Source organism: Erwinia sp. MMLR14_017, from assembly GCF_033657285.1.
In the GTDB taxonomy this organism is placed as follows: domain Bacteria; phylum Pseudomonadota; class Gammaproteobacteria; order Enterobacterales; family Enterobacteriaceae; genus Erwinia.
This window is the reverse complement of record NZ_JAWVWP010000012.1, coordinates 141,039-162,172: the sequence shown is the minus strand read 5'-3', so window position 1 is coordinate 162,172 and position 21,134 is coordinate 141,039. Positions and strand designations below refer to the sequence as shown.

The window sequence follows — 21,134 nt, the reverse complement described above, 5'->3', positions numbered from 1 at the left end:
AGGTATCATCAGACGCACCGGAAAGAATGCGCCCCCCGCAGGTGGTTTTATCCAGGTGATAGAGAAAAAATCCTTTAGCCATAATCCCTCATGAATAAAGTGGTTATAAAACCAGTGCATAATACCTTATTCATGACTTAACCAAAATCTTCAGTTTCTGACTGCCGGTACAACGCCTGTTTAGTTATTGCATTTATTCTGTCGCATAGAAGTTATGGCATTCATGGTGTGCCATCACATTTTGCTCAAGGTGGGAGGGTACTAATCTGGCGCTTATCAGTGCTCACTGTAAATCTATTGTTAAAAACAGCCTTAACGTATAATAATTTTCGATATCCAAACTGCCTCTGTTTACCGGGTTTTCCGCCCCGACCTCCAGCCAGATATTCTAAGCTTTGAGTTCAGTTAATTGCTATGCGAGGAACTCATGAAAAAAAATAACAGCACTATAGGCATCGCACCTTATGGCGGATCGGCAGGAGGTTGGGGAGCGCTAAAAGCGGTTGCTGATGCCATTCGTGGTCAAATGTCGGTCAAACAGGATGTTATTGCGCTTTTCAGGGTTAACCAACCGCAGGGGTTCGACTGCCCGGGTTGTGCCTGGCCCGATCCCCGTCATGGCTCCTCCTTTGAGTTTTGTGAAAATGGTGCGAAAGCCGTATCCTGGGAAGCGACCAGTAAGCGCACTACTCCAGAGTTTTTTGCCGCGCATACCGTCACTGAACTCTGGCAACGGAATGCGTTTGAGCTTGAAGGAGAGGGGCGGCTCACCCACCCGATGAAATATGATGCCGCTACGGACACCTACCAGCCCGTAGAGTGGGAGACCGCGTTTCGGGAAATTGGCGAACGGCTGCAAAGCTATGAAGATCCCAACAGCGTCGAATTTTATACCTCAGGACGGGCTTCTAACGAGGCCGCTTTCCTCTACCAGCTTTTCGCCCGCGAATATGGCACCAACAATTTCCCGGACTGCTCAAACATGTGCCATGAACCGACCAGCGTGGGGTTGCCAGAATCTATTGGCATTGGCAAAGGAACGGTGGAGCTGGATGATTTTGACCAATGTGATTTAGTGATCTGCATCGGCCATAACCCCGGAACCAATCATCCCCGCATGCTGGGCACCCTCAGAGAAGTAGCGAAACGGGGAGCGAAAATTGTGGCAATCAATCCGCTACGCGAGCGTGGGCTGGAGCGTTTTACTTCACCTCAAAGTCCGATTGAGATGCTCTCGCTGGGGTCAACCGAACTGGCTTCGACCTACTATAAAGTTCGGGTCGGCGGAGACGCAGCACTGCTGAAAGGGGTGATGAAGTCACTGCTTAAAATGCATGACACGGCGATCCAGCAAGGGCAGCCAGGGGTGATTGACCAGGCGTTTATTGATGAACATACCCAGGGCTTCGAAGAACTGAAAGCCGATCTTGATGCCACCGACTGGGCACATATTCTTAAAGTCTCTGGCCTGGATTACCAGGAGATCCTGCATATTGCCCGGCTTTACGCCAGCGCGGATAAAACCATTATCTGCTACGGTATGGGAATTACCCAACACCAGTACGGCACGCAGAACGTGCAGCAGATTGCTAATTTACTGCTGATACGCGGCAATATGGGGAAACCCGGCGCCGGTATCTGTCCTCTGCGTGGTCACTCGAATGTGCAGGGCGATCGTACCGTCGGCATCACAGAGATCCCTCCACAATCGCTGCTGGACAGCATTGAAAACGTCTTTGGCTTCAGGCCGCCACAGGAGCATGGTCATGGTGCCGTCGCGGCGATCCAGGCGATGCGTGACGGGCAGGCAAAAGCGTTGCTCTGTCTGGGTGGGAACCTGGCGGAAGCGATATCCGACCCACAGGCGACTTTTGCCGCTATGCGCAAGCTCGATTTGGTCGTCCATATGGCCACCAAACTTAATCGTTCCCATCTACTGTTGGGCAAGCATAACTACATCCTTCCGGTTATTGGCCGCACTGAAGAAGATTTACAGGCTTCCGGCGCGCAAAGCATTACCGTGGAAGACTCAATGTCGATGGTTCACGCTTCCCGTGGCTCACTGAAACCTGCTTCGCCCTGGCTGAAGTCAGAACCGGCAATTGTTGCGGGTCTGGCGAAAGCTACGCTGCCAGCGACCCGCGTGGACTGGGATAAAATGATCCGCGACTACAGCTTTATCCGCGACAGTATTGAGGCGGTCTTCCCGGCCTTTAAAGATTACAACGAACGTATCAGGCAGCCCGGCGGTTTCCGTTTATATAACGGGGCCAGCGAACGCGTCTGGAATACGCCTTCAGGTCTCGCGCAGTTTAAGGTCATGGAGGGCATCAACGAAGATCCCCGTTCTCTGAAGTGCCATGACCTGGTGCTGACCACGTTGCGCAGTCACGATCAGTACAACACCACTTTGTATGGTCTTAACGACCGTTATCGCGGCGTAACGGGCCGCAGGGATGTGCTCTTTATGAATGCGGAAGAAGCGGAGAAACGGGAGCTGCGCGTGGGGGATAAGGTAAATATCATCGCGCTTGATCCTCAAGGAAAGCGTACCGATCGCCGGATGGATAAGCTGACGATTGTGGTGCTGGACATGGCTCCGGGTTCTCTTGGCGCTTACTACCCTGAGGCTAACGTAATGATCCCGCTCGACAGTTATGATACGCGAAGCGGTATTCCGGCTTACAAAAACATTCCAGTAGATATGGAAAAGTGTGAAATGCCTGTTAAGGAGTCAGATGGCGCACTGCGGTAACTAACCCTTGTACTTTACGGCGTCTTCTGACGCCGTCACAGAGCACCGGTGAAGGTTACGTTGTCACGTATTGTTGCATTAATTGCACTTTCACCGGGCATTCAGGTATCTTGTCGGCCATAAATCTTGTTACCGGAAGCATTATGACAAATCATAATTCTAAAGATCCTTTGCATGGGGTCACGCTTGAAGCACTGGTCAACGCGCTACAGGCGCGTTATGGCTGGGAAGAGCTGGGCAGGCGCATCAATATCAACTGTTTCAAAAGCGATCCCAGCGTAAAATCGAGCCTGAAATTTCTCCGCCGCACGCCCTGGGCGCGTAAAGAGGTGGAAGAGCTTTATCTCGCTTCTCTGGAGGAGCCGCCTACAGCAGAGCCTGACGTTCTGACTGAGGATCCATGGGCAAACTGGAAAAAGAAGGAGTAATCATCCTGAGTTCTGAATGCCTGAAAGAACAAGGCAGAGTTAATCTTCTCTGCCGTAAACCAGGTTGTTCACACCCTGAAAATTTTTAGCAATCTCTCTCCCTGAAACATTTCCCCCCTGATTTACAAAATCCTGAAAAGTTCCCGGATATTCTTTTACAGAAGAAATAAAAAAAATTATAGTTCTCATTCGCATTTGGGTTGCCAGCGAATCAGTGGCATAAAAATAAAATAATCTTCTGAGGTAGTACGATGTTTTTTGCACCAGGCCGTACCAGAGAAAAGGGCTTCAGCCAGCAGGCTGGCTATGCTCAGGCTCCTCGTTATTCCGCGCTTGCCGTACTGGTGGCGGTTGCCCTCCAGGTCCCCCATACGTTTGCTGCAGAACAGGCGGCAGCGCCTGTTGCTGGTAGCAACAAAGATCAAACGCTGACGGTAGAAGCCTCCGCAGAGAGCGCAACCGACAGCGCCGCGACCGATTACAGCGTACCGGTGACCAGTGCCGGTACTAAAATGCCGATGATTGCGCGCGACATTCCGCAATCGGTCAGCATTATCAGCAAGCAAAGGATGGAGGACCAGCAGCTGCAGTCGCTTGGTCAGGTGCTCTATAACACCACCGCTATCCAGGAAGGGGTGGCGGACATGGATCGGCGTACCTACTATTCGCGCGGCTTTTTAATTGATAACTATATGGTAGACGGCATTCCTACCGTGTTTGAAACACGCTGGAACCTGGGCGATTCACAGTCTGATACGGCAATGTTTGAGCGCATTGAAGTGGTGCGTGGCGCATCAGGGCTGATGACCGGTACCGGCAATCCTTCCGCTTCAATTAACATGATCCATAAACATGCCGACAGTCGTGAATTTGCCGGTAATGTATCTGCCTCTTACGGGAGCTGGAATAAACAGCGCTACGTTGCCGACCTTTCTGCCCCGCTGAGCGAATCTGGCAACGTGCGTGGCCGTATTGTTGCCGGTTATCAGGATGGCAATAGCTTTGTCGAGCGCTACAGCGCAGAGAAAAAATTTCTCTATGGCGTTGTCGATGCCGACCTGACAGATTCCACTACGCTGACCGTAGGGTATGAATATCAGGAAACCAATGCCAACCGTCCAACCTGGGGGGGCGCTCCCCGCTGGTATACCGACGGCAGCAAAACAGATTATCGTCGCGGCTTTAACTCCGCGCCGGACTGGGCCTATAACGACAAGCAGAACAATAAAGTCTTTGCCAATCTGAAGCAGAGCTTCGATAACGGCTGGCAGGCGAATCTCACCGGCACCCATAACGAAACGCTAATCAACAGTAAGCAGATGTACATTGATGGCTATTTCGATAAAACCACGGGTTTGGGCGTATCCCGGTATCAGGATTACGATGTGGTAGCTGGAACAGGTTACAACTCCGGCAAGCGCAAGGTTAATGCTGTGGATGCCTATGCCAGCGGCCCCTTTGAGCTGCTGGGCCGTCAGCATGAGCTGATGATGGGGCTGAGCTACACCAAACAGAAAAACACCTATTACAGTTCATTTGCCAACATCTCCTCGGCAGAACTGGGCAACTTCAATGACTTCAACAGCAGCTTCCCTGAAACTGACTGGGGGCCACGCACGCTGGCTCAGGAAGATATCATTCGTAAGAAGTCCGCTTACATGGCGACACGCCTCTCGCTGGCCGACCCGCTGCACCTGATCCTGGGCGCACGCTATACCAACTACAACTCCCATTCCCTTACTCAGGAGTTTGAGAAAAATAACGTTTCACCCTATGCGGGCCTGGTATTTGATATCAATGAAAACTGGTCAACCTACGCCAGCTATACTTCGGTCTTCCAGCCGCAGACTCAGCGCGATATCAACCGCAGCTTCCTGTCACCGGTTATCGGAAAAAACTATGAGGCTGGGGTGAAATCAGACTGGTTTAACAGCCGACTCACCACCTCCGTCTCGGTTTTCCGTGCTGAGCTGGATAATGTCGCGCAGACAACCAATCAGGTCATACCTGGAACCGCAGGGGAAACAGCTTATAAGGCCACGGATGGAACCGTCAGCCGCGGCGTCGAATTTGAAATCAACGGCGCCATTACTGATAACTGGCAGATGACCTTTGGCGGCACCCGCTATATTGCTGAAGAGCGTGATGGTACGGCGGTCAATCCTCAACTGCCTCGCACCCAGCTTAAGCTGTTCACCAGCTACCGTTTGCCGATGCTTCAGGAGGTCACTGTGGGCGGTGGTGTTAACTGGCAAACTCACGTCTGGAGTGATATTGCCGGCCCGGATGGCAATGGTACGCTCCGTGCAGAGCAGGGCAGCTACGCGCTGGTCAACCTGTTCAGCCGTTATCAGGTCACCAAACAGCTCTCCTTGCAGGCTAACCTCAACAACCTGTTCGATAAGGAATATGACACCACGGTAGATAACATCTATACCGTTTACGGCGAGCCGCGTAACTTCTCGCTGACCGCCAGCTATCAGTTCTGATAACGTTAATGGCTCCTTTCAGGAGCCATTTTTCTCCCGGTGGGTAACACTACGGGTCATTTTCCGGTCAATGTTCGCTTACCTGGCGGCGCGGATCAAAGCACGTTGCTTATCCAGCAGGAAAGGGCGCAGATAGCCAACCGTGTTGGAGAGCAGGAGCAGATCGTCGGATACCCGCAGATTCAACCTGTCCCGCAGATAAGCTTTGCGGATCTCCATTCTCTGCCACACCTCGGGATAGCTGGCTGCCAGCTCTCTCCTTAACACTTCATCAGCCAGCGCGACCGTATCCTCTATACTGCATCCGCCATATCCCGGCAGCGAAGGGATAATATCAATCTGGAAAATCATGCCGCTCTGCAGCCTGACGCTAGAATCGGGGGAGATGGGCGAACAGAGCCACTCTTCGTCCGCCACCAGATGGCCGGGGTTCAGATGCCAGTGCCACCGCTCTTTTGGCAAAACCGCTTCAATGGTTTGATAAAGCTCACCACCGGTCAGGCCGGGACGAAGCGTTTCAAGCCAGGTGGTGACTGCGCGATAGTAAGGGATAGCCAGCGCGGGCAGCCAATCGGCCACCGCCGCAGGCAATTCCTCTTCAGCGGCGATAACATAGGCTGCCCGGCTGGTCAGCCCCCCTTTATAGCCAACGGTCAGCGAAAACTTATCGCCCCGCTGGATTTGCTTGTCGGTGGGGTAAAGCCCGGCATGGGCAAATCTCTCCCCAGTCGCCGCAATGGCCACCACGTTGCCAGGCTGCCCGTCACCCGCTAACAGCTGACCAATTTCTTTTTCGCTTTTGCCAACGTCAAGCGCCTCCAGCGCCCTGAGAATCCGGGTGGAGGCCAGGTTGGCGCCATACTCATAGCAGGCAATCTCGCTGGCGCTGTTCAGAGATCGCACGCCATATTGCGGAGAGATAAACAAACCGGTGGCGTTAGTCACATACTGCCTGTCGCCAGCGGCTGCAATCACCTCATCCAGAATGAAAGCAGGAATATCAAACCGATAAGCATTATTTTGCTGAGTGGTGAATAACTTCCAGCCTGCAATCCCGGTCATTCCCGCTCGCTTCACGCCTGCCTCAGCTAATAGCGTGGTGAGCGGAGCGTCGTTATCCATTGGCTGATTCGGCAATGAAAAAATAGGAGCATGAAGGCAGGCGCCGGGGTTTCTGGCGTGCGGCACCAGCTTGAGATTCTCATTGCCCATGATATAGGTAAGCTCGCCTTGCGCCGTCACCACCAGCAGCGCCTCTTCAAACCGGGGAATAAAACCTGACAGGTATTCGAAATTTCCCCCATGCTCTTTGTCGGCATAGATGACCAGCGTATCAAAATTGTGCTGCTGCATGGCAGTGAGGATTTTTTGCAGACGAAGCGCCATCATCTCATCACTGATTAGGGTGCTTTTGACGTCGGGGAAGCTCTCTGGCGGCGGGATAGGGCTGAGTGTAAAACGGGCAAGGGAGTCGTTCATTCTGTTCCTCCTGTAAAACCGTCCGAAGTGGCGGAATAAAAAATTTCATCACTTTTTTCATCATACCGTGAAAACGGTTGTCTCAACTCACTCAATCCCTTTATTAAGGCATCCATCCCATGCTCCAGCCCCTTTCCGGCGGTTCCAGGTTGTTACTGATTGAGGATGATCTACGGTTAGCTGGCATGATAGTGCCTTATCTGGAACAGCATGGGTTAGACGTGCTGCATACACCCACGGCAAAGGATGCCTACTGCGCACTGGAAACCCGTTCTTTCGACATCATCCTGCTGGATTTAATGCTGAGTGACGCGGACGGGCTGGACGTTTGTCGCTATATCCGGGCTGCCTGCCAGTGGGATCCTGCCATCATTATGGTTACCGGTCGGGGCGAACCTACTGACCGCATTATTGGGCTGGAACTGGGCGCTGACGATTATCTGACCAAGCCTTTCGAACCCCGAGAGTTGCTGGCCCGTATCCGGGCCATCCTGCGGCGGGTGAGCAAAATAAGCCCCGTTCCTCACGAGCTGATCCGCGCTGGCGAGCTGGAGATTAATATTGCAGCAAGAACGGTGAAGCTTGATCGGCGTGTCTGTACACTCACGTCCATGCAGTTTGAACTATTGCTGACGCTGGCACGGAATGCGGGCCGGGTGATGAACCGTGAACAGCTTTGGCAGTCGGTGCGCGGCGCATCTTACGAAAGCTTTGACCGGGCCATTGATGTGCATATTGGACGGATCCGTCAAATCATTGAGGACGATCCGCGCACGCCAAGGCGAATCATCACTGTCCGGGGTATCGGCTACGTCTTTTCGCGTCTTCCCCAAATCTGAATCCGCAGGGAACGATGAAAAAATTAACCGATCTTCCAATGTATCAGCAGGTCTTTCTAGCTGTCACCGGCGCGATTTTTGTAGTGATATTTTCCACCATCGCCATCTGGCTATGGATGGATGACAATAACCGCCATCTCAGCGCGTTCGCCACCTTCACCGGGATGATCGAAAAAAGTCTGCCGCCCTCCAGCGCCCCGACACCGGTTCAGACGGATGCTATTGAAAGCTGGATCGAGAAAACTCATACGCGGTTTGCGCTGTTCTCTCCTGAAGGTAAATTGCTAAGCCGAAAGCTGAACCCGCCAATCCCATTTCCAAAAAATATCAAACCTTACGGCTATTTTGATGACTGGTACGCTACCCGTTTCGTCTGGCAACTGGCGGATAAACGGGTGCTGGTGGTGCAATTCAGCGACGACAGGGCCAACAGACCCTGGTTGTTCATTTTTATGCTGCTTGCGCTGGCGTGCGCCGTAGCGCTGGCGGCCTGGCCGGTTGTCCGCAGGTTAATGGCCAGACTGGAGGCGTTACAACAAAGTGTGGAATCGCTGGGAAAAGGCGATCTCTCTTCCAGAGTCATGATTACGGGAAATGATGAAGTCGCGCGGCTTGCCGTGAGCTTTAACCAGTCCGCCAGCCAGCTGGAAAAGCTGGTAAATGCGCAAAAACATATGCTGGCCCGCACCTCGCACGAATTACGCTCACCGCTGGCGCGAATTCAGATGGCTTCCGTCTGGCTGGCTCCCTATTCTTCACCCGCCGGGGAAGAACTCCGCCGGAGCGTGGCAGAGCTGGATGAGTTGGTGGAAGAGATCCTGACTATGAGCCGGCTTGAAGCAGCACAGATCGCCAGCTTTCAGTCCCTGCAAAGCACCGACGTGACGGCCATAGCGGCTGAAGAGTGTGCCAGAGCCTCGGTTGATCTTGCCGCTGCCCACATTATCGCCCTCGTGGACCCCAGCTTGATTCGCCGCATGATGCGCAATCTTATCGAGAATGCGTTAAAACATGGTGAGCATCCGGTTAACGTAACGCTGCACGTCTCTGCCGCTGACACCTTCGAGTTTGCTGTTTGCGATCGGGGGCCCGGCATTCCGGTTTCTGAAAGCAACCGTATATTCGAGCCCTTTTACCGTGTGGAAAAGCAGGGTGGCCCGGAGGGAACCGGCCTGGGTCTGGCTCTGGTAAAAGCCGTAAGTGAATATCATGGCGGAAGCGTGGTCGTTTCAAACCCTGAAACTGGCGGAGTTTGCTTTACGGTTCATCTCCCTTACTTACGGACAACAAACACATTTGATCTCACTTCTGCTACATAACTTTACCTGCGAGAGAAAGCAGATTTACATGGCGCTGGTTAAATCAGCTTTCATCGCGGGTTTTGTTGTTAATAAAGAAGGAAGCTGGATCAATGCGTTTTGCTATCAGCACGGTTCTGACCGGAATATTGATTGTTTCAGGCTTTTCTGCTGAGGCTGCGACGGAAGACAGCTCAGGGAAGCTGAGTGGTTTTCTCGGGGCTGGAGCCAGCGTAAAACCAAAGTATGACGGCGCAAAAGAGAGCAAAGTGTCTTTCCTGCCGCTCCTTAAAGTGGAATACGGTAACTTTTTTATCGGCGGGGTGGATACCCTGACAGCGGCTGGCTGGAAGTTTTACGATTCTCCTCACTGGCAGTTTTCGCTGGGTGTGGGCTCGGATTTGTTTCCAAGGCAAGAATCCGACGACGATCGCCTGAAAGGGATGGGGGATATTACCGTCACACCTCGCGCCTTCGCATCAGGCACCTTCAGGAGCGACTATTTCACCGGGGGGCTAATCCTGACTCAGGATATCGGAGGGAACGATCAGGGCTTCAGGCTGACCACCTATGCGCACGCGACCTGGCAGGCAACACAGGATCTGCGTTTGTTTGCGGGGCCGGTGCTGAGCTGGGCAGACAGCGACTACATGCAGACGCAATATGGCGTGACGTCCAGCCAGGCAGCCCGCAGTGGCTTATCGCGTTATCAGGCCAGTTCAGGGCTGGAAAAAGTAGGTGTGGAGATGGGGCTGGACTACCAGATCAACCACGACTGGACGTGGGGAGCAAGAGCATTTGCCACGCATATTGAAGAGGCGTCGGACAGCCCTGTGGTACAAAAGGCTGACCAACTCTCGTATGGCACATTTGTCTCCTGGCACTTCTAACCTTTTAAAGTCCGAAGCTGTGCCAGCGCCTGCTGAATAATTTTGGCGGCTTTGCCCTGGCTCTCTTCATCACTGCTATGGAACTGGTGCAGCTCGCTCCGGAGCGAATGGATCGCCTCCATCAATGCCGGAGCGAAAGCCTGGCGGTGCTCGGACATTGCCTGATTGACCGAGTCGCTCTGACTGGCAAACAGCGCCAGCTTCGCCATTAACGCCTCTGCCATCTCCTGATTCTGAGTCAGATAAGCCTCACCTTCGGCGTTGATCGCAAAACGCTTACGGTTACCTTCAGGCTGGACGGTAACATGGCCGACATCCTCAAGATAAGTCAGTGCCGGGTAAATTACGCCAGGGCTTGGGGTATAGAAACCGCCGCTTTTCTCGCTGAGGATTTTGATCAGCTCATAGCCGTAGCTGGCCTGCTGCTTCAGCAGCGTCAGTAACAGCAGCTGTAGCTCATCCGCGCCAAATTTACGGCCACGCAGGAAGGAAGGGCGATCGCGGTGTCCGGCATCATCACGGCCGCCACGATGCCCGCGATGACCGTCAGAGTGACCGCCACGATGAGCGGAACAGTGATGGCGGCCTCGTTCCGCATGATGGCGCATTGCCTCTCGCCACTGCTCATACAGCATCTCAAGCGCTTCTTCACGGCTTTCAGCCTGCTGGAAACAATGACGATGACTTTCAGTTCTGTGGTGATGGCGACCACCGCGTCGTTCAGGGAACATTTCTTTAAACATAGCACTCTCCTGTAGGGGGCAATATCTTACGACAGTATCGTAAGATAGTTCTATTTTTATATCTTAAGATAGTAAAAAGCAACAGGGGGGGCGAAATAAAAAGCGAGAGGCAGGTATATGACTTTATTATTACAGCCTGGCGCCGCAGCCATAAATGCGGGCTTATCAGGCAGAGGCCAATCCCATTTACTCCTCTTCAGGGGCGCCGGGAAAGCCTGTGAAATTTCGGTTTTTCTGATTTTTTATTCTGGCTTATATAATCATGGCAGCACAATACTCTTAATTCTCACATCATATTTTCCTATCACCGACACTCCGTCAAAACCACATATCCCACATTAACAACAAAAATCAGTCTTGCGCGGTATGGATGCAAGGGTCAGTATGAGGCCATCAGAGTCCACCTCATCAGGTGTAAAACATGCAGCAGGATGAACGCTTAAACAGAGAAATCATGCCCGATGTTCTGACGGCTGCGGAGCAGATACGCAGCAAAAAACGCAGCAGCGTCTCGCTGGTCAACCTTTGTCTTCAGCGCATAAAAACCCACAATCCCACATTGCATGCTTTCGGCGATATCTTTGCAACAGCAGCGCTTGAAGAAGCGGAGGCGTGCGACCGCGAAGCGGCAGAAGGTCAGTGGCGAGGCCCGCTGCATGGCGTGCCGTTTGGCATTAAAGATCTGTTTTCTACTGCTGGCTTACGTACCACTAAAGGTTCCCTTACGGCACTGGAGAACGTGCCAGAGAGCGATGCGCCGATTATTGCTCGCCTGAAAGCAGCGGGTGCCATTCTGTTAGGTAAAACCGCCACTACTGAATTCGGCTGGACCGGCTCCAGCTATTCCCGCCTGTTCGGCCATGGCCGTAATCCCTGGAACAGCGACTTAACCAGCGGGGGTTCCAGCTCTGGTTCAGCAATCAGCGTGGCGGCGCATCTGGTGCCGGGATCTCTGGGATCGGATGGCGGCGGTTCGTTGCGCATACCCAGCGCGTTTTGCGGTCTTTTTGCGCTGAAAGCCTCGCTGGGCCGCATCCCGACCTGGCCCTGGTCAGCCACGGAAATGTTGAGCCATGCCGGACCGATAACGCGTACCGTCCGGGACAGCGCCTTACTGTTCGACCTGCTTTCGGGTCCCGATGCGCGCGACCACCAGGCCCTGCCAGAAAAGGGGGAATCCTGGCTGGCTCGCTGCGACACTCCGCTGCCTCGCTTTCGTGTGGCTTATGCCAGCACGCTTTTCAATGTCCCGGTTGACCCAAAAATTGCTTCTCTGGTGGAGCAGGCGGTGGAGAAGATACGGCGACTGCCCATTGATCTTCAGCCCCGCCAGCTTGACTGGGAAAGTCCGTTTCAGGCGTTTGATACGCTCTGGACCGGCGGTCGGGGCGTGGCCTATGGTTCCGCGTTGAAGGATCAGCTGGATAAACTCGACCCGGGATTCGCCACGCTGATCGCCCGTTCAAAAGAGATCGGCCTGGCTGACTATCTCGGCGCTCAGAAAGAGCGTGCCGCCTTTGCCACGCAGGTTCATGCACTGTTTGATGAAGTTGATTTACTGGTGATGCCGACTCTGCCGGTGCTGCCATTTGCGGCCGATCGCCAGACGCCGCCTGAGCAGCAGGAAGGGAACAGTGGCGTGGAGTGGGCCCGCTGGACGCCCTTTACCTGGCCCTTCAACCTCAGCGGTAATCCGGCGGCCACCATACCGTGCGGTTTCACTCCTGAGGGCCTACCGGTAGGCATGCAGGTGATTGGCAGACGCTATGCCGAAGGCGATGTTCTGCAATTTTGCGCCGCGCTGGAAGCGCTGATGCCCTGGGCGCAGCATCTTCCGCCACAGGCGTGATCGCCGCGGGTATACTGCTCTTTTGCCGACTATTCAGAGATCAAAAGGGGAGTCATGATCAATCAGCCGCGACTGGATGAAATCAAACGGGTGCTGGGCAGCGAAAAGCGGGTGCGCGTTACCGAACTGGCTCAGCGTTTTGTGGTGTCGGAAGAGACCATTCGCCGGGACCTGAAATATCTTGAAGAGCAGGGAGTACTGCGTCGCGTACACGGCGGAGCCATTTTGCCAGTGCCGAGTGAGGAGCAGCCGCTGCAAATCCGCAGCCGCATTAAGCCGCGAGCCAAAGTGCGGATAGCACAACAGGCCAGCGATCTGGTTGAAGAGGGAATGGCGCTGTTTCTGGATACCGGAACCTCCACGCTGGCGCTGGCGCAACAGCTGACCTCGTTCTCCAGACTGAAGGTTTTTACTAATTCGCTGGATATTGCCGGGCTGCTGACACAGCAAAGTGACAATGCAGTCACGCTGGTGCCAGGCCGCGTGCGGCGCAACGATAACGCTCTGACGGGTCCTCACGCGCTGGCGTTTGCGCGGCAGTTTCATTATGACATCGCTTTTATGGGAATTGGGGCGGTAGATGCAGAACACGGATTTATGGATTACGAAGAGCCGGAAGCGCTGCTGCGCCGCGTGCTGACGCAACATTGTCGTCGGAGCGTGATTCTGGCCGATGCGGGGAAATTTGGCCTGCGCACCTTTGTTAACACGCTGCCTTTCAGTGCCGTGAATACGCTGGTGACGAATGCGCCCCCTCCGCCGAATTTTGTAGAGAGTCTGGAGAAAGCCCATGTCACTATCCTCCATCCCGGCGTTGCTGCGGATGACGCAATACGATTATCAGGCCTTTGACGCGCTGTTTGCACAGAGCTGTGAGATTGGTGCCACGCCCGCAGGCGGGCTGCATCGGCTCACGGCCAGTGCAGAAGATGGCGCGATGCGCGACGCTTTCTGCCACTGGCTACGCCAGCAGGGCTTCAGCGTCCACGTCGATGAGATTGGCAACATTTTTGGTCTGCTGGCTCTATGCCCCGGAGCACCCTGGCTGCTTTGCGGCTCCCACCTCGACAGCCAGCCCGCCGGGGGCCGTTTCGACGGTGCCTATGGCGTAACGGCAGGGGCGACAGCATTGAGCAGCCTGGCCCGCCAGCTGAAAGAGCGCGATGAAGACGCCAGGCTAAATCTCGCCGTGGTGAGCTGGACCAACGAAGAGGGCGCACGCTTCCAGCCAAGCCTGATTGGCAGCGCGGTGTTTACCGGCGCAAGCACGCTGGAAAAAGCGCTCGCCTGCAAGGATGCTGAGGGCATTACGCTTGGGGAAGCTCTTGAGATCATCGGCTATCGTGGCGAACCGTTACCGCCTATGACGCTGGCGGCCTATGTTGAAATACACATTGAGCAGGGCCCGCACCTTGAACAACAGCAGAAGCAGGTGGGTGTGGTAAGCGAAACCTGGGCTGCACTCAAGTGGCAGGTAGCCTTTCGGGGAGAACAGAACCACACCGGCCCTTCGCTGATGGCGAGCCGACGTGATGCGCTGCTGGCTGCGGCAAAAACCATCGTTGCGGTACGGGAAGAGGCCGACAGGCACGGACTGGCACTGCATACCTCGGTCGGACGTCTGGAAACCTCGCCCAATTCACCTAACGTGGTGACTTCTGAAGCGACGCTTTACATTGAGTTTCGATCGGCAGATGAGGCGTTACTCAGGGCAACCGGCGAGCTATTTTCCCACAAGCTGCAAACTATTGCGCAGGAGACCGCTACTGATGTCAGCCTGATCTCTTCGCTGTTCAGGCAGCGCCAGCAGCTTGACGCAAGGCTGGCGCAACGTGCTCAGAAGCTGGCGCATGAACTGGGATTAAGCTCACTAAAAATGCAAACGGTTGCGGGGCACGATGCGGTCAGCCTGAGCGCCAGCTGTCCGAGCTGCCTGTTGTTTGTGCCAAGCCGTGACGGGCTGTCGCACAACGAGTGCGAGTTTACCGCTCAGGAAGAATTGCACCGTGGGTTGGATTTGCTACTCGCGCTGCTGGCCGATATTTGCCTGTTTCCGGACGTGGAGGAAACAGCATGATAACCCGTTTACAGCAGGTCCTGAGCGCCTGGCAGCCGGAAGCTCTCTGGTCCATTGAGCCAGGTACAGCAGGCGTGGCGTCACCCCATCGCGTAGCCACCGAATGGGCAGGATTTCGGGTTGCTCAGGGCGAGCGACACTATTATGCCAAGGTTCTGCATGACGATCAGAAGCCGTTAATTGATGTTGAAAATGTCTTTGCCGCCGCTCGTGCCGCCGCAGAGCAGGGGCTGGCGCCGCATCTTCTTCATACTGACAGCGAGAAGGGTGTGGCTCTCTACAGCGCGCTGGATGAAGGGTGGCATTGGGCGACGCTGGATCAGCTCACCCTGCCGCGGAACCTGCAGAAGATCACGCAAATGCTTGATCGGTTACATCAGCTCTCATTGCCTCTGCCGGGGCGTCACGACGCCATGCTGAAGCTGCGCCAGCGTTGTGAAACTGACAGCGTGACGCTTCCTGATGAGCTGCTGTGGCTGGGAGAGTGTGTGGACCTTGCCTGGGAAGCGCTTGCAGTGCAGGCGAAACCGTCAGTGCTGATCCACGGCGATCCCATTGCCAGCAACTGGCTGGTTAACGAACGCGGTGAGTGGCAACTGCTGGACTTCGATTCCGCTGCGCTTGATGACCCCTGGTATGACACAGCCGTGCTGCTGAATGAAACACTCTCGTTTGATGACCAGTGGCGTGAAGCGATCCGTAACTGCTACGGGTCATGCAGTGAAGCGGACTTTGCCCGCTGCCGTCTCTATGCGCTGGCCGACGACTATTACTGGACGCTGTGGGGCTTCTGGAGCGGCCAGACCAGCCCACGCGGACTTGAATTTACTAAGGTAGGGCAGTGGACGCTGCTGCGCTGTCGCCAGAGTGCCGGTGACCCGCGTCTTCAACGATGGTTAGCCCTTGTGGCGGGGAGAGCAGCATGAGCAAACGTCTGGGAGAAGCCGTCAGCTGGCAGGAACAGCGTGTTGAAAAGGCTATTGCAGCCGTGCCGGCGTGGCAGTCTGCTGAGAGTCGTTACCAGCCGGTGGGTGGGGGGATCTCAAATGCCAACTGGCGGGTAGAGATTGCTGGCGCACCCTGTGCCTATTTTGTGAAGATCCCCGGAGAGGGCACAGAGCGTTTTATTAATCGCGATACCGCCCATGAAGCCAGCCTGAAAGCCGCAGAAACGGGCTATGGTGCGCAGGTGGTGGCCTATTTGCGTGACCAGGGCGTAGAGATTTTTGAATTTATGGAAGGGTGGCGAACCTCTTCAAATCACGATTTTCAACAACGCGACGTACGTCATAAGGCACTGCATGCCCTGAAGAGTTTTAACGATAAGTCGCTGCTGGCCGAAAGCAAAACCGTGTTCGATATGCTGGATGAACATATTGACCAGGTGACTGGTCTCGGCGGCACCTTTTCTGCCGATGCCGCATGGCTGCATAAACAGGGCCAGCGTGCGCAGGCAGCCCTTCGGGCTTCAGGGTTGGATATAGTCCCATGCATGAACGATACGCTGGCGGGTAATTTTATGCTTAATGCCAGCGGAGATATCCGGCTGGTTGATTTTGAATATGCCTCAAATAACGACCGCTGCTACGAACTGGCTTTATGGTTTGGCGAAATGTTCTTTACGCCAGAAATTGAACGGGAATTGCTGGAAGCATATTTCGGCAAGGTAGATAACGCCAGTTTTGCCCGCGTGCAGTTGCATAAATTTCTGGCTGATATGAAATGGTCCACATGGGCAATTATTCAACATCAGGTCGCGGATATTGATTTCGACTTTTCAAAATATGGTGCATGGAAAACGCAGCGTGCACGAAGCGTGCTTAATCATCCCGACTGGGAAAACTGGTTACGCACGGTTTAATAACCAATCTTGTTTACTAATAAGTGGCAGCATCGCCACGAATGAGTGTGTCCGTCAATTCCGGGGAATCGCTGATTATCAGCAGGTAAAGGAGTGCTAAATCCATATTAATCATTTCAGGAGGTGGTGATGAGTTCAATAACTATTGCGCCGCATAAGCGCTCTCTGATCAGCTTAAAAAATAAGATCTTTACCCTGTACCTGCTGGTTCTGGCGCTGTTTGCTCTGTTTCCGCCGCTTTATTTAAGCGTCAGCGGCAGCAGCGCGTTAATTATGGGCATTCCCTTGCCAATTATTTACTGGCTTGCGATTGCCATCTTTCTGGGTATCGGGCTTTGGGTGATGTATCTCGCTGAATGTGCATTCGGGGAAATTCCTGAAGATGAGGAAATAGCATGAATATGTCCGCCGTTGAACCCCACTATTTTATTACCTTTGGTCTGATCGGCCTGTTTCTGGCAATCATGATCGCCGTACTTTACGTCACCAATCAGAAAAGCACCTCTTTTTCTGATTATGCTGTTGGCGGACGCTCCTATGGTCCGTGGTATATCGCCATGAGCTATACCAATTCATGGTGGCCAGGGGCAACCTTTACCGCCTTTTTTGCGCTCTCCGTAAGCGGCGTGATCGGATTTTATGGTGCCGTCTATTCCACGCTGGGCGTAACGGCCATGTACCTGATGGCGCGGCGTGCCTGGAAGTGGGGCCAGCATTTCAACCTGACCACCCAGCCCGATCTGCTGGGAATGCGTTTTAACAGCCCGGCGGTGAAAAGGGTCGCGTCGATTATCGGCATTATCTGCGTCTTCCCATGGGTGGTGATGGGGATCCAGGCGCTGGCGCTGCTGGTGGAATTCGCCAGTTTTGGCCGCTGGAGTGTGACTACCTGTCTGATTGCAGGCGTGGTACTCATTCTGGTGCGACAGTACTGGACCGTCAGCATGGGGATGCGAGGGCTGATTATGACCGATATGTATCAGGGAATTGTCGCCTACGGCCTGGGTTCGCTGGTCTGCCTCTGGCTGCTGTTCAGCGGCGGCGAACAGGGATTCAGCCAGCTGGCCAGCCTGCCGCCCGCCATGCTGCAAATTCCGGGTTCGGCGGGCAGCCACTATGGCAGCTGGTATATGTTCAGCCTGATCTTCACCGGCGTGGTGGGGTCGATGTGCTGGCCGATGAGTTTCCAGCGCATTTATACCGCCAGCGGTATTCGCTCAGTAAAAAAGGGCACGCTGCTGACCATTCTGCTGGTAGGCGGGTTCTATGCCATCCTGATGCTGTTTGCCACCGCCATCAGTCAGGATCCGGGCGTGCAGGCTAATCCTCAGCAGGGTTTCTTTACCGCCCTGTTTACCCAGGGCGGCCCATGGCTGCTTGGTCTGGCGCTGGTCATTGTGCTGGCTGCGAGCATCGGTCATGTTGATGGCTGCGTACAGGTATGCGGTACACAGTTTGCAAACGACCTGGCGACCTGGAATAAACCTCGCAGCGATCGTCAGCTCACTTTGCTGGCGAAGTCGGGCATGGTGGTATTTATCGTCGCGGCGGCGGTGCTGGCTTATCTGACTTTTAACTATTCGCGTCTGCAACTGCTGGCGCAGATCTCTTACCAGGGAATTATTCAGCTTGCGGTGCCGCTGTTCTTTGGTATCTTCAGCCGCTTTGGCAACAAGCAGGGCGCGCTGATGGGGATGCTGACCGGGATCGTTATCGCTATTGTGCTGACGGTATTCTACCCGGATGACATCCCGGCGCTGGGATCGCTTACCAGCGGCATCGTTGGCCTGGCCGGAAATGTGCTGGTATTTATTGTTTGCGGTGTGATGATTAAATCTTCGGCTGAAGAGAAGGCCCGGGTGGAGGCGTTATTTGCTCTTGCCGATGGCGTCAGGCAGCCGGTGGGTAAACCGGTATTGAATTAACCCTGAAGGCGGCGCAAGCCGCCTTATTTGTCTTTGCATCATGACCTCCTGCGCGACAGTTTCCTGAACTGCGCCACTCTTTCTGCCTGAACAGGACGAAACAGCCGTTATGTTGCACCGTTCCCGCTATCTCCTTACTATTCATAGCGTATTCAGATAATAACAAGTGAGTATCGGTATGGAGCCAGAACGTATTACTTCACAGCAGCCGCCACGGGAAGCCCCTTCGCTGAAGCTGCTATTCAGCGCCCTGTTATTGGTTATGCTGCTTGCGGCGCTTGACCAGACTATTGTCTCCACAGCGCTTCCCACCATCGTGGGTGAGTTGGGCGGGCTTAATCAGCTTTCATGGGTGGTTATTGCCTATACCTTAGCCTCTACTATCGTAGTGCCGTTATATGGCAAATTTGGCGATCTGTTTGGGCGCAAAAAGGTTCTGCAAATCTCAATTATGCTTTTCCTGCTTGGCTCTGCGCTGTGTGGCGTCGCGCAGAATATGGACCAGCTGGTTCTGACCCGTGCGCTGCAGGGGCTGGGCGGCGGGGGATTGATGGTGGTCAGCATGGCCGCTATTGCTGATGTGGTGCCGCCCGCCGAACGTGGCCGCTACCAGGGTCTGTTTGGTGGCGTGTTTGGTCTTGCAACGGTCATCGGCCCGCTGACAGGCGGCTTTATTGTGCAGCACGCATCTTGGCGGTGGATCTTCTACATCAACATTCCTCTCGGGCTATTTGCGCTGTTAGTGATAGGCGCGGTACTGAAGCCCGGCGGGAAAAGAACCCAGCATGAGATCGACTATCTCGGCGCCTTCTATCTCTGTATGGCGCTGGTGGGTATTACGCTGTTTACCAGCGAAGGCGGCAGCGTAAAAGCGTGGTCGGATCCGCTGCTGTGGTGCATTCTCGCGTTTGGCGTGGTGGGCCTGATTGGTTTTATTCATGAAGAGCGTCAGGCGGCTGAGCCCATTATTCCGCTGACGCTGTTTCGTGACCGCAGCTTTCTGCTAAGCAGCCTGATCGGTTTTATTATTGGCATGTCGCTATTTGGCAGCGTCACCTTTCTGCCGCTCTATTTACAGGTGGTCAAGGCGGCCACGCCTACGCAGGCGGGGATGCAGCTGCTGCCGTTAATGGGGGGCTTACTGACAACGTCCATCGTCAGTGGACGGATTATTAGCCGGACAGGGCGCTATCGTCTTTTCCCGATAGCGGGCACTCTCTTCGCCAGTTTGGGAATGGCCTTACTGACCACAATTACCACCGACTCGCCAACCTGGCATCTCTATCTTTTCACCTGTGTGATGGGTATGGGCCTGGGTATGGTAATGCAGGTGCTGGTGCTGGCGGTGCAGAACACGGTAGCGCCAAATCTGCTGGGTGTCGCCACATCAGCGGTGACACTGTTCCGCTCGGTAGGCGGTTCAATTGGCGTAGCGTTATTTGGTGCGGTGTTCGGTCAGGTGCTTGAAAGAGGACTGGAGAGGCTGATCCCCGCAGGGAGCGAACTGCCGCGCAGTATGAATCCCGCGGCAATACAGAATTTGCCCGCCGCCCTGCACCATGACTACCTGCTGGCCTTCGGCGACGCGATTCATGCCGCCTTTATCATGGCAACCGGCGTGATGATTGTGGCGTTTATTTTAGCCTGGTTTTTACCGGAATCCCCGTTACGCAGGAAATAACAGTGGGAATGTCTGGTCATAAACAGATCACCCTACGGGATGAAAAGAGAAAATATTCTGGCGGGACAATATAGTTTCAGACTAAAAATGTCACGCCAGAAATATTTCTGTTATTACATATGAAGTAAAGATAAGTAAGGGTAGCTTTCCATGATTCAGACCCGGGAGTGAATAAGGTATAAGTTGCATCTCTTAAATTTACTGCCTGGCTCTATCTGATGAAGCAACATGCCGTTATACAATCCCTGTTTCCGCTGATCTTTCTGGTTATTGCGGGGTGTGCTTCGAAACCGGATTCCGCACGTCAGGATCTCCAGAATATTACGCAACCATCCGAAGATGGGGCCGCGCAGCCCGACCTTATTCCGGTACTGGCTGCACTGCACGATCAAATGCACGCCTGGCAGGGAACGCCCTATCACTGGGGCGGAACCAACCTGGAAGGAGTTGACTGCTCTGGCTTTGTCTGGCGAACGCTGAAAGATCGTTTCAATCTTCCTGTGAGCCGGTTGACGACCACTGAGCTGGTAAAGATGGGCACGACGATAGATAAAGAGCAGCTCAGAACCGGCGATCTGGTCTTTTTCCGCATCCATAATCAACTTCATGTTGGCTTTTATGATACCGAAGATCATTTTTTGCACGCCTCTTACAGTCAGGGGGTGATGCGTTCTTCTCTCGATAATCCGTACTGGAAATCAGTTTATTATCAGTCACGCAGACTGAAGAAAGAGGTCGGTGCGGAGATCTCATTCAATGCCGAGAAGAGCAAAACAGAACTCGCCCGTCAGTGATTTTTGACGGTCAGCTGTTAAACTCA

17 protein-coding genes are annotated in these 21,134 nt (G+C 54.1%); 15 read left to right on the top strand and 2 right to left on the bottom strand.

Features of this window, described 5'->3' with window-relative positions; translation table 11 throughout:
• The first annotated feature begins 427 nt into the window (after positions 1-427).
• The 3 genes from SD961_RS18350 (at position 428) to fhuE (ending at position 5,672) form a co-directional block, all read left to right on the top strand.
• Entirely contained in the window at positions 428-2,755 is a 2,328-nt protein-coding gene (locus SD961_RS18350; protein WP_318791773.1) for an FdhF/YdeP family oxidoreductase, read from the top strand.
• 143 nt (positions 2,756-2,898) lie between these two features.
• Positions 2,899-3,183: a VF530 family protein gene (locus tag SD961_RS18345; RefSeq protein ID WP_318791772.1), complete on the top strand. Its 285-nt coding sequence runs from the start codon at positions 2,899-2,901 to the stop codon at positions 3,181-3,183.
• Positions 3,184-3,434: 251 nt separating this feature from the next.
• Positions 3,435-5,672, top strand: coding sequence for a ferric-rhodotorulic acid/ferric-coprogen receptor FhuE (fhuE, locus tag SD961_RS18340; RefSeq protein ID WP_318791771.1), 2,238 nt, complete (start codon positions 3,435-3,437; stop codon positions 5,670-5,672).
• 78 nt (positions 5,673-5,750) lie between these two features.
• Here the strand turns inward: fhuE and SD961_RS18335 are convergent, their stop codons facing one another.
• Positions 5,751-7,151, bottom strand: coding sequence for a M24 family metallopeptidase (locus SD961_RS18335; RefSeq protein WP_318791770.1), 1,401 nt, complete (start codon positions 7,149-7,151; stop codon positions 5,751-5,753).
• A 119-nt stretch (positions 7,152-7,270) separates the two neighbouring features.
• Between SD961_RS18335 and SD961_RS18330 the strand changes: the two genes are divergently transcribed.
• From SD961_RS18330 to SD961_RS18320, 3 genes are all read left to right on the top strand, one after another.
• Complete coding sequence (locus tag SD961_RS18330; RefSeq protein ID WP_318791769.1) at positions 7,271-7,990, top strand: response regulator transcription factor; 720 nt, start codon at positions 7,271-7,273, stop codon at positions 7,988-7,990.
• A 14-nt stretch (positions 7,991-8,004) separates the two neighbouring features.
• Positions 8,005-9,309: a HAMP domain-containing sensor histidine kinase gene (locus SD961_RS18325; protein WP_318791768.1), complete on the top strand. Its 1,305-nt coding sequence runs from the start codon at positions 8,005-8,007 to the stop codon at positions 9,307-9,309.
• A 92-nt stretch (positions 9,310-9,401) separates the two neighbouring features.
• The gene (locus SD961_RS18320) at positions 9,402-10,178 is read left to right on the top strand and encodes a MipA/OmpV family protein (protein WP_318791767.1); all 777 of its coding nucleotides are present in this window, start codon (positions 9,402-9,404) and stop codon (positions 10,176-10,178) included.
• Here the strand turns inward: SD961_RS18320 and SD961_RS18315 are convergent.
• Positions 10,175-10,921, bottom strand: a complete 747-nt coding sequence (locus SD961_RS18315; protein ID WP_318791766.1) for a PadR family transcriptional regulator — start codon at positions 10,919-10,921, stop codon at positions 10,175-10,177. The two genes, SD961_RS18320 and SD961_RS18315, sit on opposite strands and share 4 nt — an antisense overlap.
• Positions 10,922-11,342: 421 nt before the next feature.
• Between SD961_RS18315 and SD961_RS18310 the strand changes: the two genes are divergently transcribed.
• From SD961_RS18310 to SD961_RS18270, 9 genes are all read left to right on the top strand, one after another.
• Entirely contained in the window at positions 11,343-12,770 is a 1,428-nt protein-coding gene (locus SD961_RS18310; RefSeq protein ID WP_318791765.1) for an amidase, read from the top strand.
• 54 nt (positions 12,771-12,824) lie between these two features.
• Positions 12,825-13,622: a DeoR/GlpR family DNA-binding transcription regulator gene (locus SD961_RS18305; protein WP_318791764.1), complete on the top strand. Its 798-nt coding sequence runs from the start codon at positions 12,825-12,827 to the stop codon at positions 13,620-13,622.
• Positions 13,561-14,847, top strand: coding sequence for a M20 family metallo-hydrolase (locus tag SD961_RS18300; protein ID WP_318791763.1), 1,287 nt, complete (start codon positions 13,561-13,563; stop codon positions 14,845-14,847). Before SD961_RS18305 ends, SD961_RS18300 begins: the two co-directional genes overlap by 62 nt.
• The gene (locus SD961_RS18295; RefSeq protein ID WP_318791762.1) at positions 14,844-15,773 is read left to right on the top strand and encodes an aminoglycoside phosphotransferase family protein; all 930 of its coding nucleotides are present in this window, start codon (positions 14,844-14,846) and stop codon (positions 15,771-15,773) included. Before SD961_RS18300 ends, SD961_RS18295 begins: the two co-directional genes overlap by 4 nt.
• Positions 15,770-16,708 carry a choline kinase family protein gene (locus SD961_RS18290; RefSeq protein WP_318791761.1) on the top strand — a complete coding sequence of 313 codons (939 nt, stop codon included), beginning with the start codon at positions 15,770-15,772 and terminating at the stop codon, positions 16,706-16,708. Before SD961_RS18295 ends, SD961_RS18290 begins: the two co-directional genes overlap by 4 nt.
• Before the next feature lie 129 nt (positions 16,709-16,837).
• On the top strand, positions 16,838-17,107 hold the full coding sequence (locus tag SD961_RS18285; RefSeq protein WP_318791760.1) for a hypothetical protein: 270 nt from the start codon (positions 16,838-16,840) through the stop codon (positions 17,105-17,107).
• Entirely contained in the window at positions 17,104-18,633 is a 1,530-nt protein-coding gene (locus SD961_RS18280; RefSeq protein WP_318791759.1) for a sodium:solute symporter family protein, read from the top strand. The genes SD961_RS18285 and SD961_RS18280 overlap by 4 nt, the downstream gene beginning before the upstream one ends.
• 178 nt (positions 18,634-18,811) lie before the next feature.
• Positions 18,812-20,314 (top strand): MDR family MFS transporter, encoded by a 1,503-nt coding sequence (locus SD961_RS18275; RefSeq protein ID WP_318791758.1) that lies wholly within the window; start codon positions 18,812-18,814, stop codon positions 20,312-20,314.
• A 218-nt stretch (positions 20,315-20,532) separates the two neighbouring features.
• Positions 20,533-21,108, top strand: a complete 576-nt coding sequence (locus SD961_RS18270; RefSeq protein ID WP_318791757.1) for a C40 family peptidase — start codon at positions 20,533-20,535, stop codon at positions 21,106-21,108.
• The last annotated feature ends 26 nt before the right edge of the window (positions 21,109-21,134 follow it).

Coding starts and splice junctions, on each gene's coding strand:
- SD961_RS18350 (WP_318791773.1), top strand. CDS start 428: ATGAAAAAAAATAACAGCACTATAGGCATCGCACCTTATGGCGGATCG.
- SD961_RS18345 (WP_318791772.1), top strand. CDS start 2,899: ATGACAAATCATAATTCTAAAGATCCTTTGCATGGGGTCACGCTTGAA.
- fhuE (WP_318791771.1), top strand. CDS start 3,435: ATGTTTTTTGCACCAGGCCGTACCAGAGAAAAGGGCTTCAGCCAGCAG.
- SD961_RS18335 (WP_318791770.1), bottom strand. CDS start 7,151: ATGAACGACTCCCTTGCCCGTTTTACACTCAGCCCTATCCCGCCGCCA.
- SD961_RS18330 (WP_318791769.1), top strand. CDS start 7,271: ATGCTCCAGCCCCTTTCCGGCGGTTCCAGGTTGTTACTGATTGAGGAT.
- SD961_RS18325 (WP_318791768.1), top strand. CDS start 8,005: ATGAAAAAATTAACCGATCTTCCAATGTATCAGCAGGTCTTTCTAGCT.
- SD961_RS18320 (WP_318791767.1), top strand. CDS start 9,402: ATGCGTTTTGCTATCAGCACGGTTCTGACCGGAATATTGATTGTTTCA.
- SD961_RS18315 (WP_318791766.1), bottom strand. CDS start 10,921: ATGTTTAAAGAAATGTTCCCTGAACGACGCGGTGGTCGCCATCACCAC.
- SD961_RS18310 (WP_318791765.1), top strand. CDS start 11,343: ATGCAGCAGGATGAACGCTTAAACAGAGAAATCATGCCCGATGTTCTG.
- SD961_RS18305 (WP_318791764.1), top strand. CDS start 12,825: ATGATCAATCAGCCGCGACTGGATGAAATCAAACGGGTGCTGGGCAGC.
- SD961_RS18300 (WP_318791763.1), top strand. CDS start 13,561: ATGTCACTATCCTCCATCCCGGCGTTGCTGCGGATGACGCAATACGAT.
- SD961_RS18295 (WP_318791762.1), top strand. CDS start 14,844: ATGATAACCCGTTTACAGCAGGTCCTGAGCGCCTGGCAGCCGGAAGCT.
- SD961_RS18290 (WP_318791761.1), top strand. CDS start 15,770: ATGAGCAAACGTCTGGGAGAAGCCGTCAGCTGGCAGGAACAGCGTGTT.
- SD961_RS18285 (WP_318791760.1), top strand. CDS start 16,838: ATGAGTTCAATAACTATTGCGCCGCATAAGCGCTCTCTGATCAGCTTA.
- SD961_RS18280 (WP_318791759.1), top strand. CDS start 17,104: ATGAATATGTCCGCCGTTGAACCCCACTATTTTATTACCTTTGGTCTG.
- SD961_RS18275 (WP_318791758.1), top strand. CDS start 18,812: ATGGAGCCAGAACGTATTACTTCACAGCAGCCGCCACGGGAAGCCCCT.
- SD961_RS18270 (WP_318791757.1), top strand. CDS start 20,533: ATGAAGCAACATGCCGTTATACAATCCCTGTTTCCGCTGATCTTTCTG.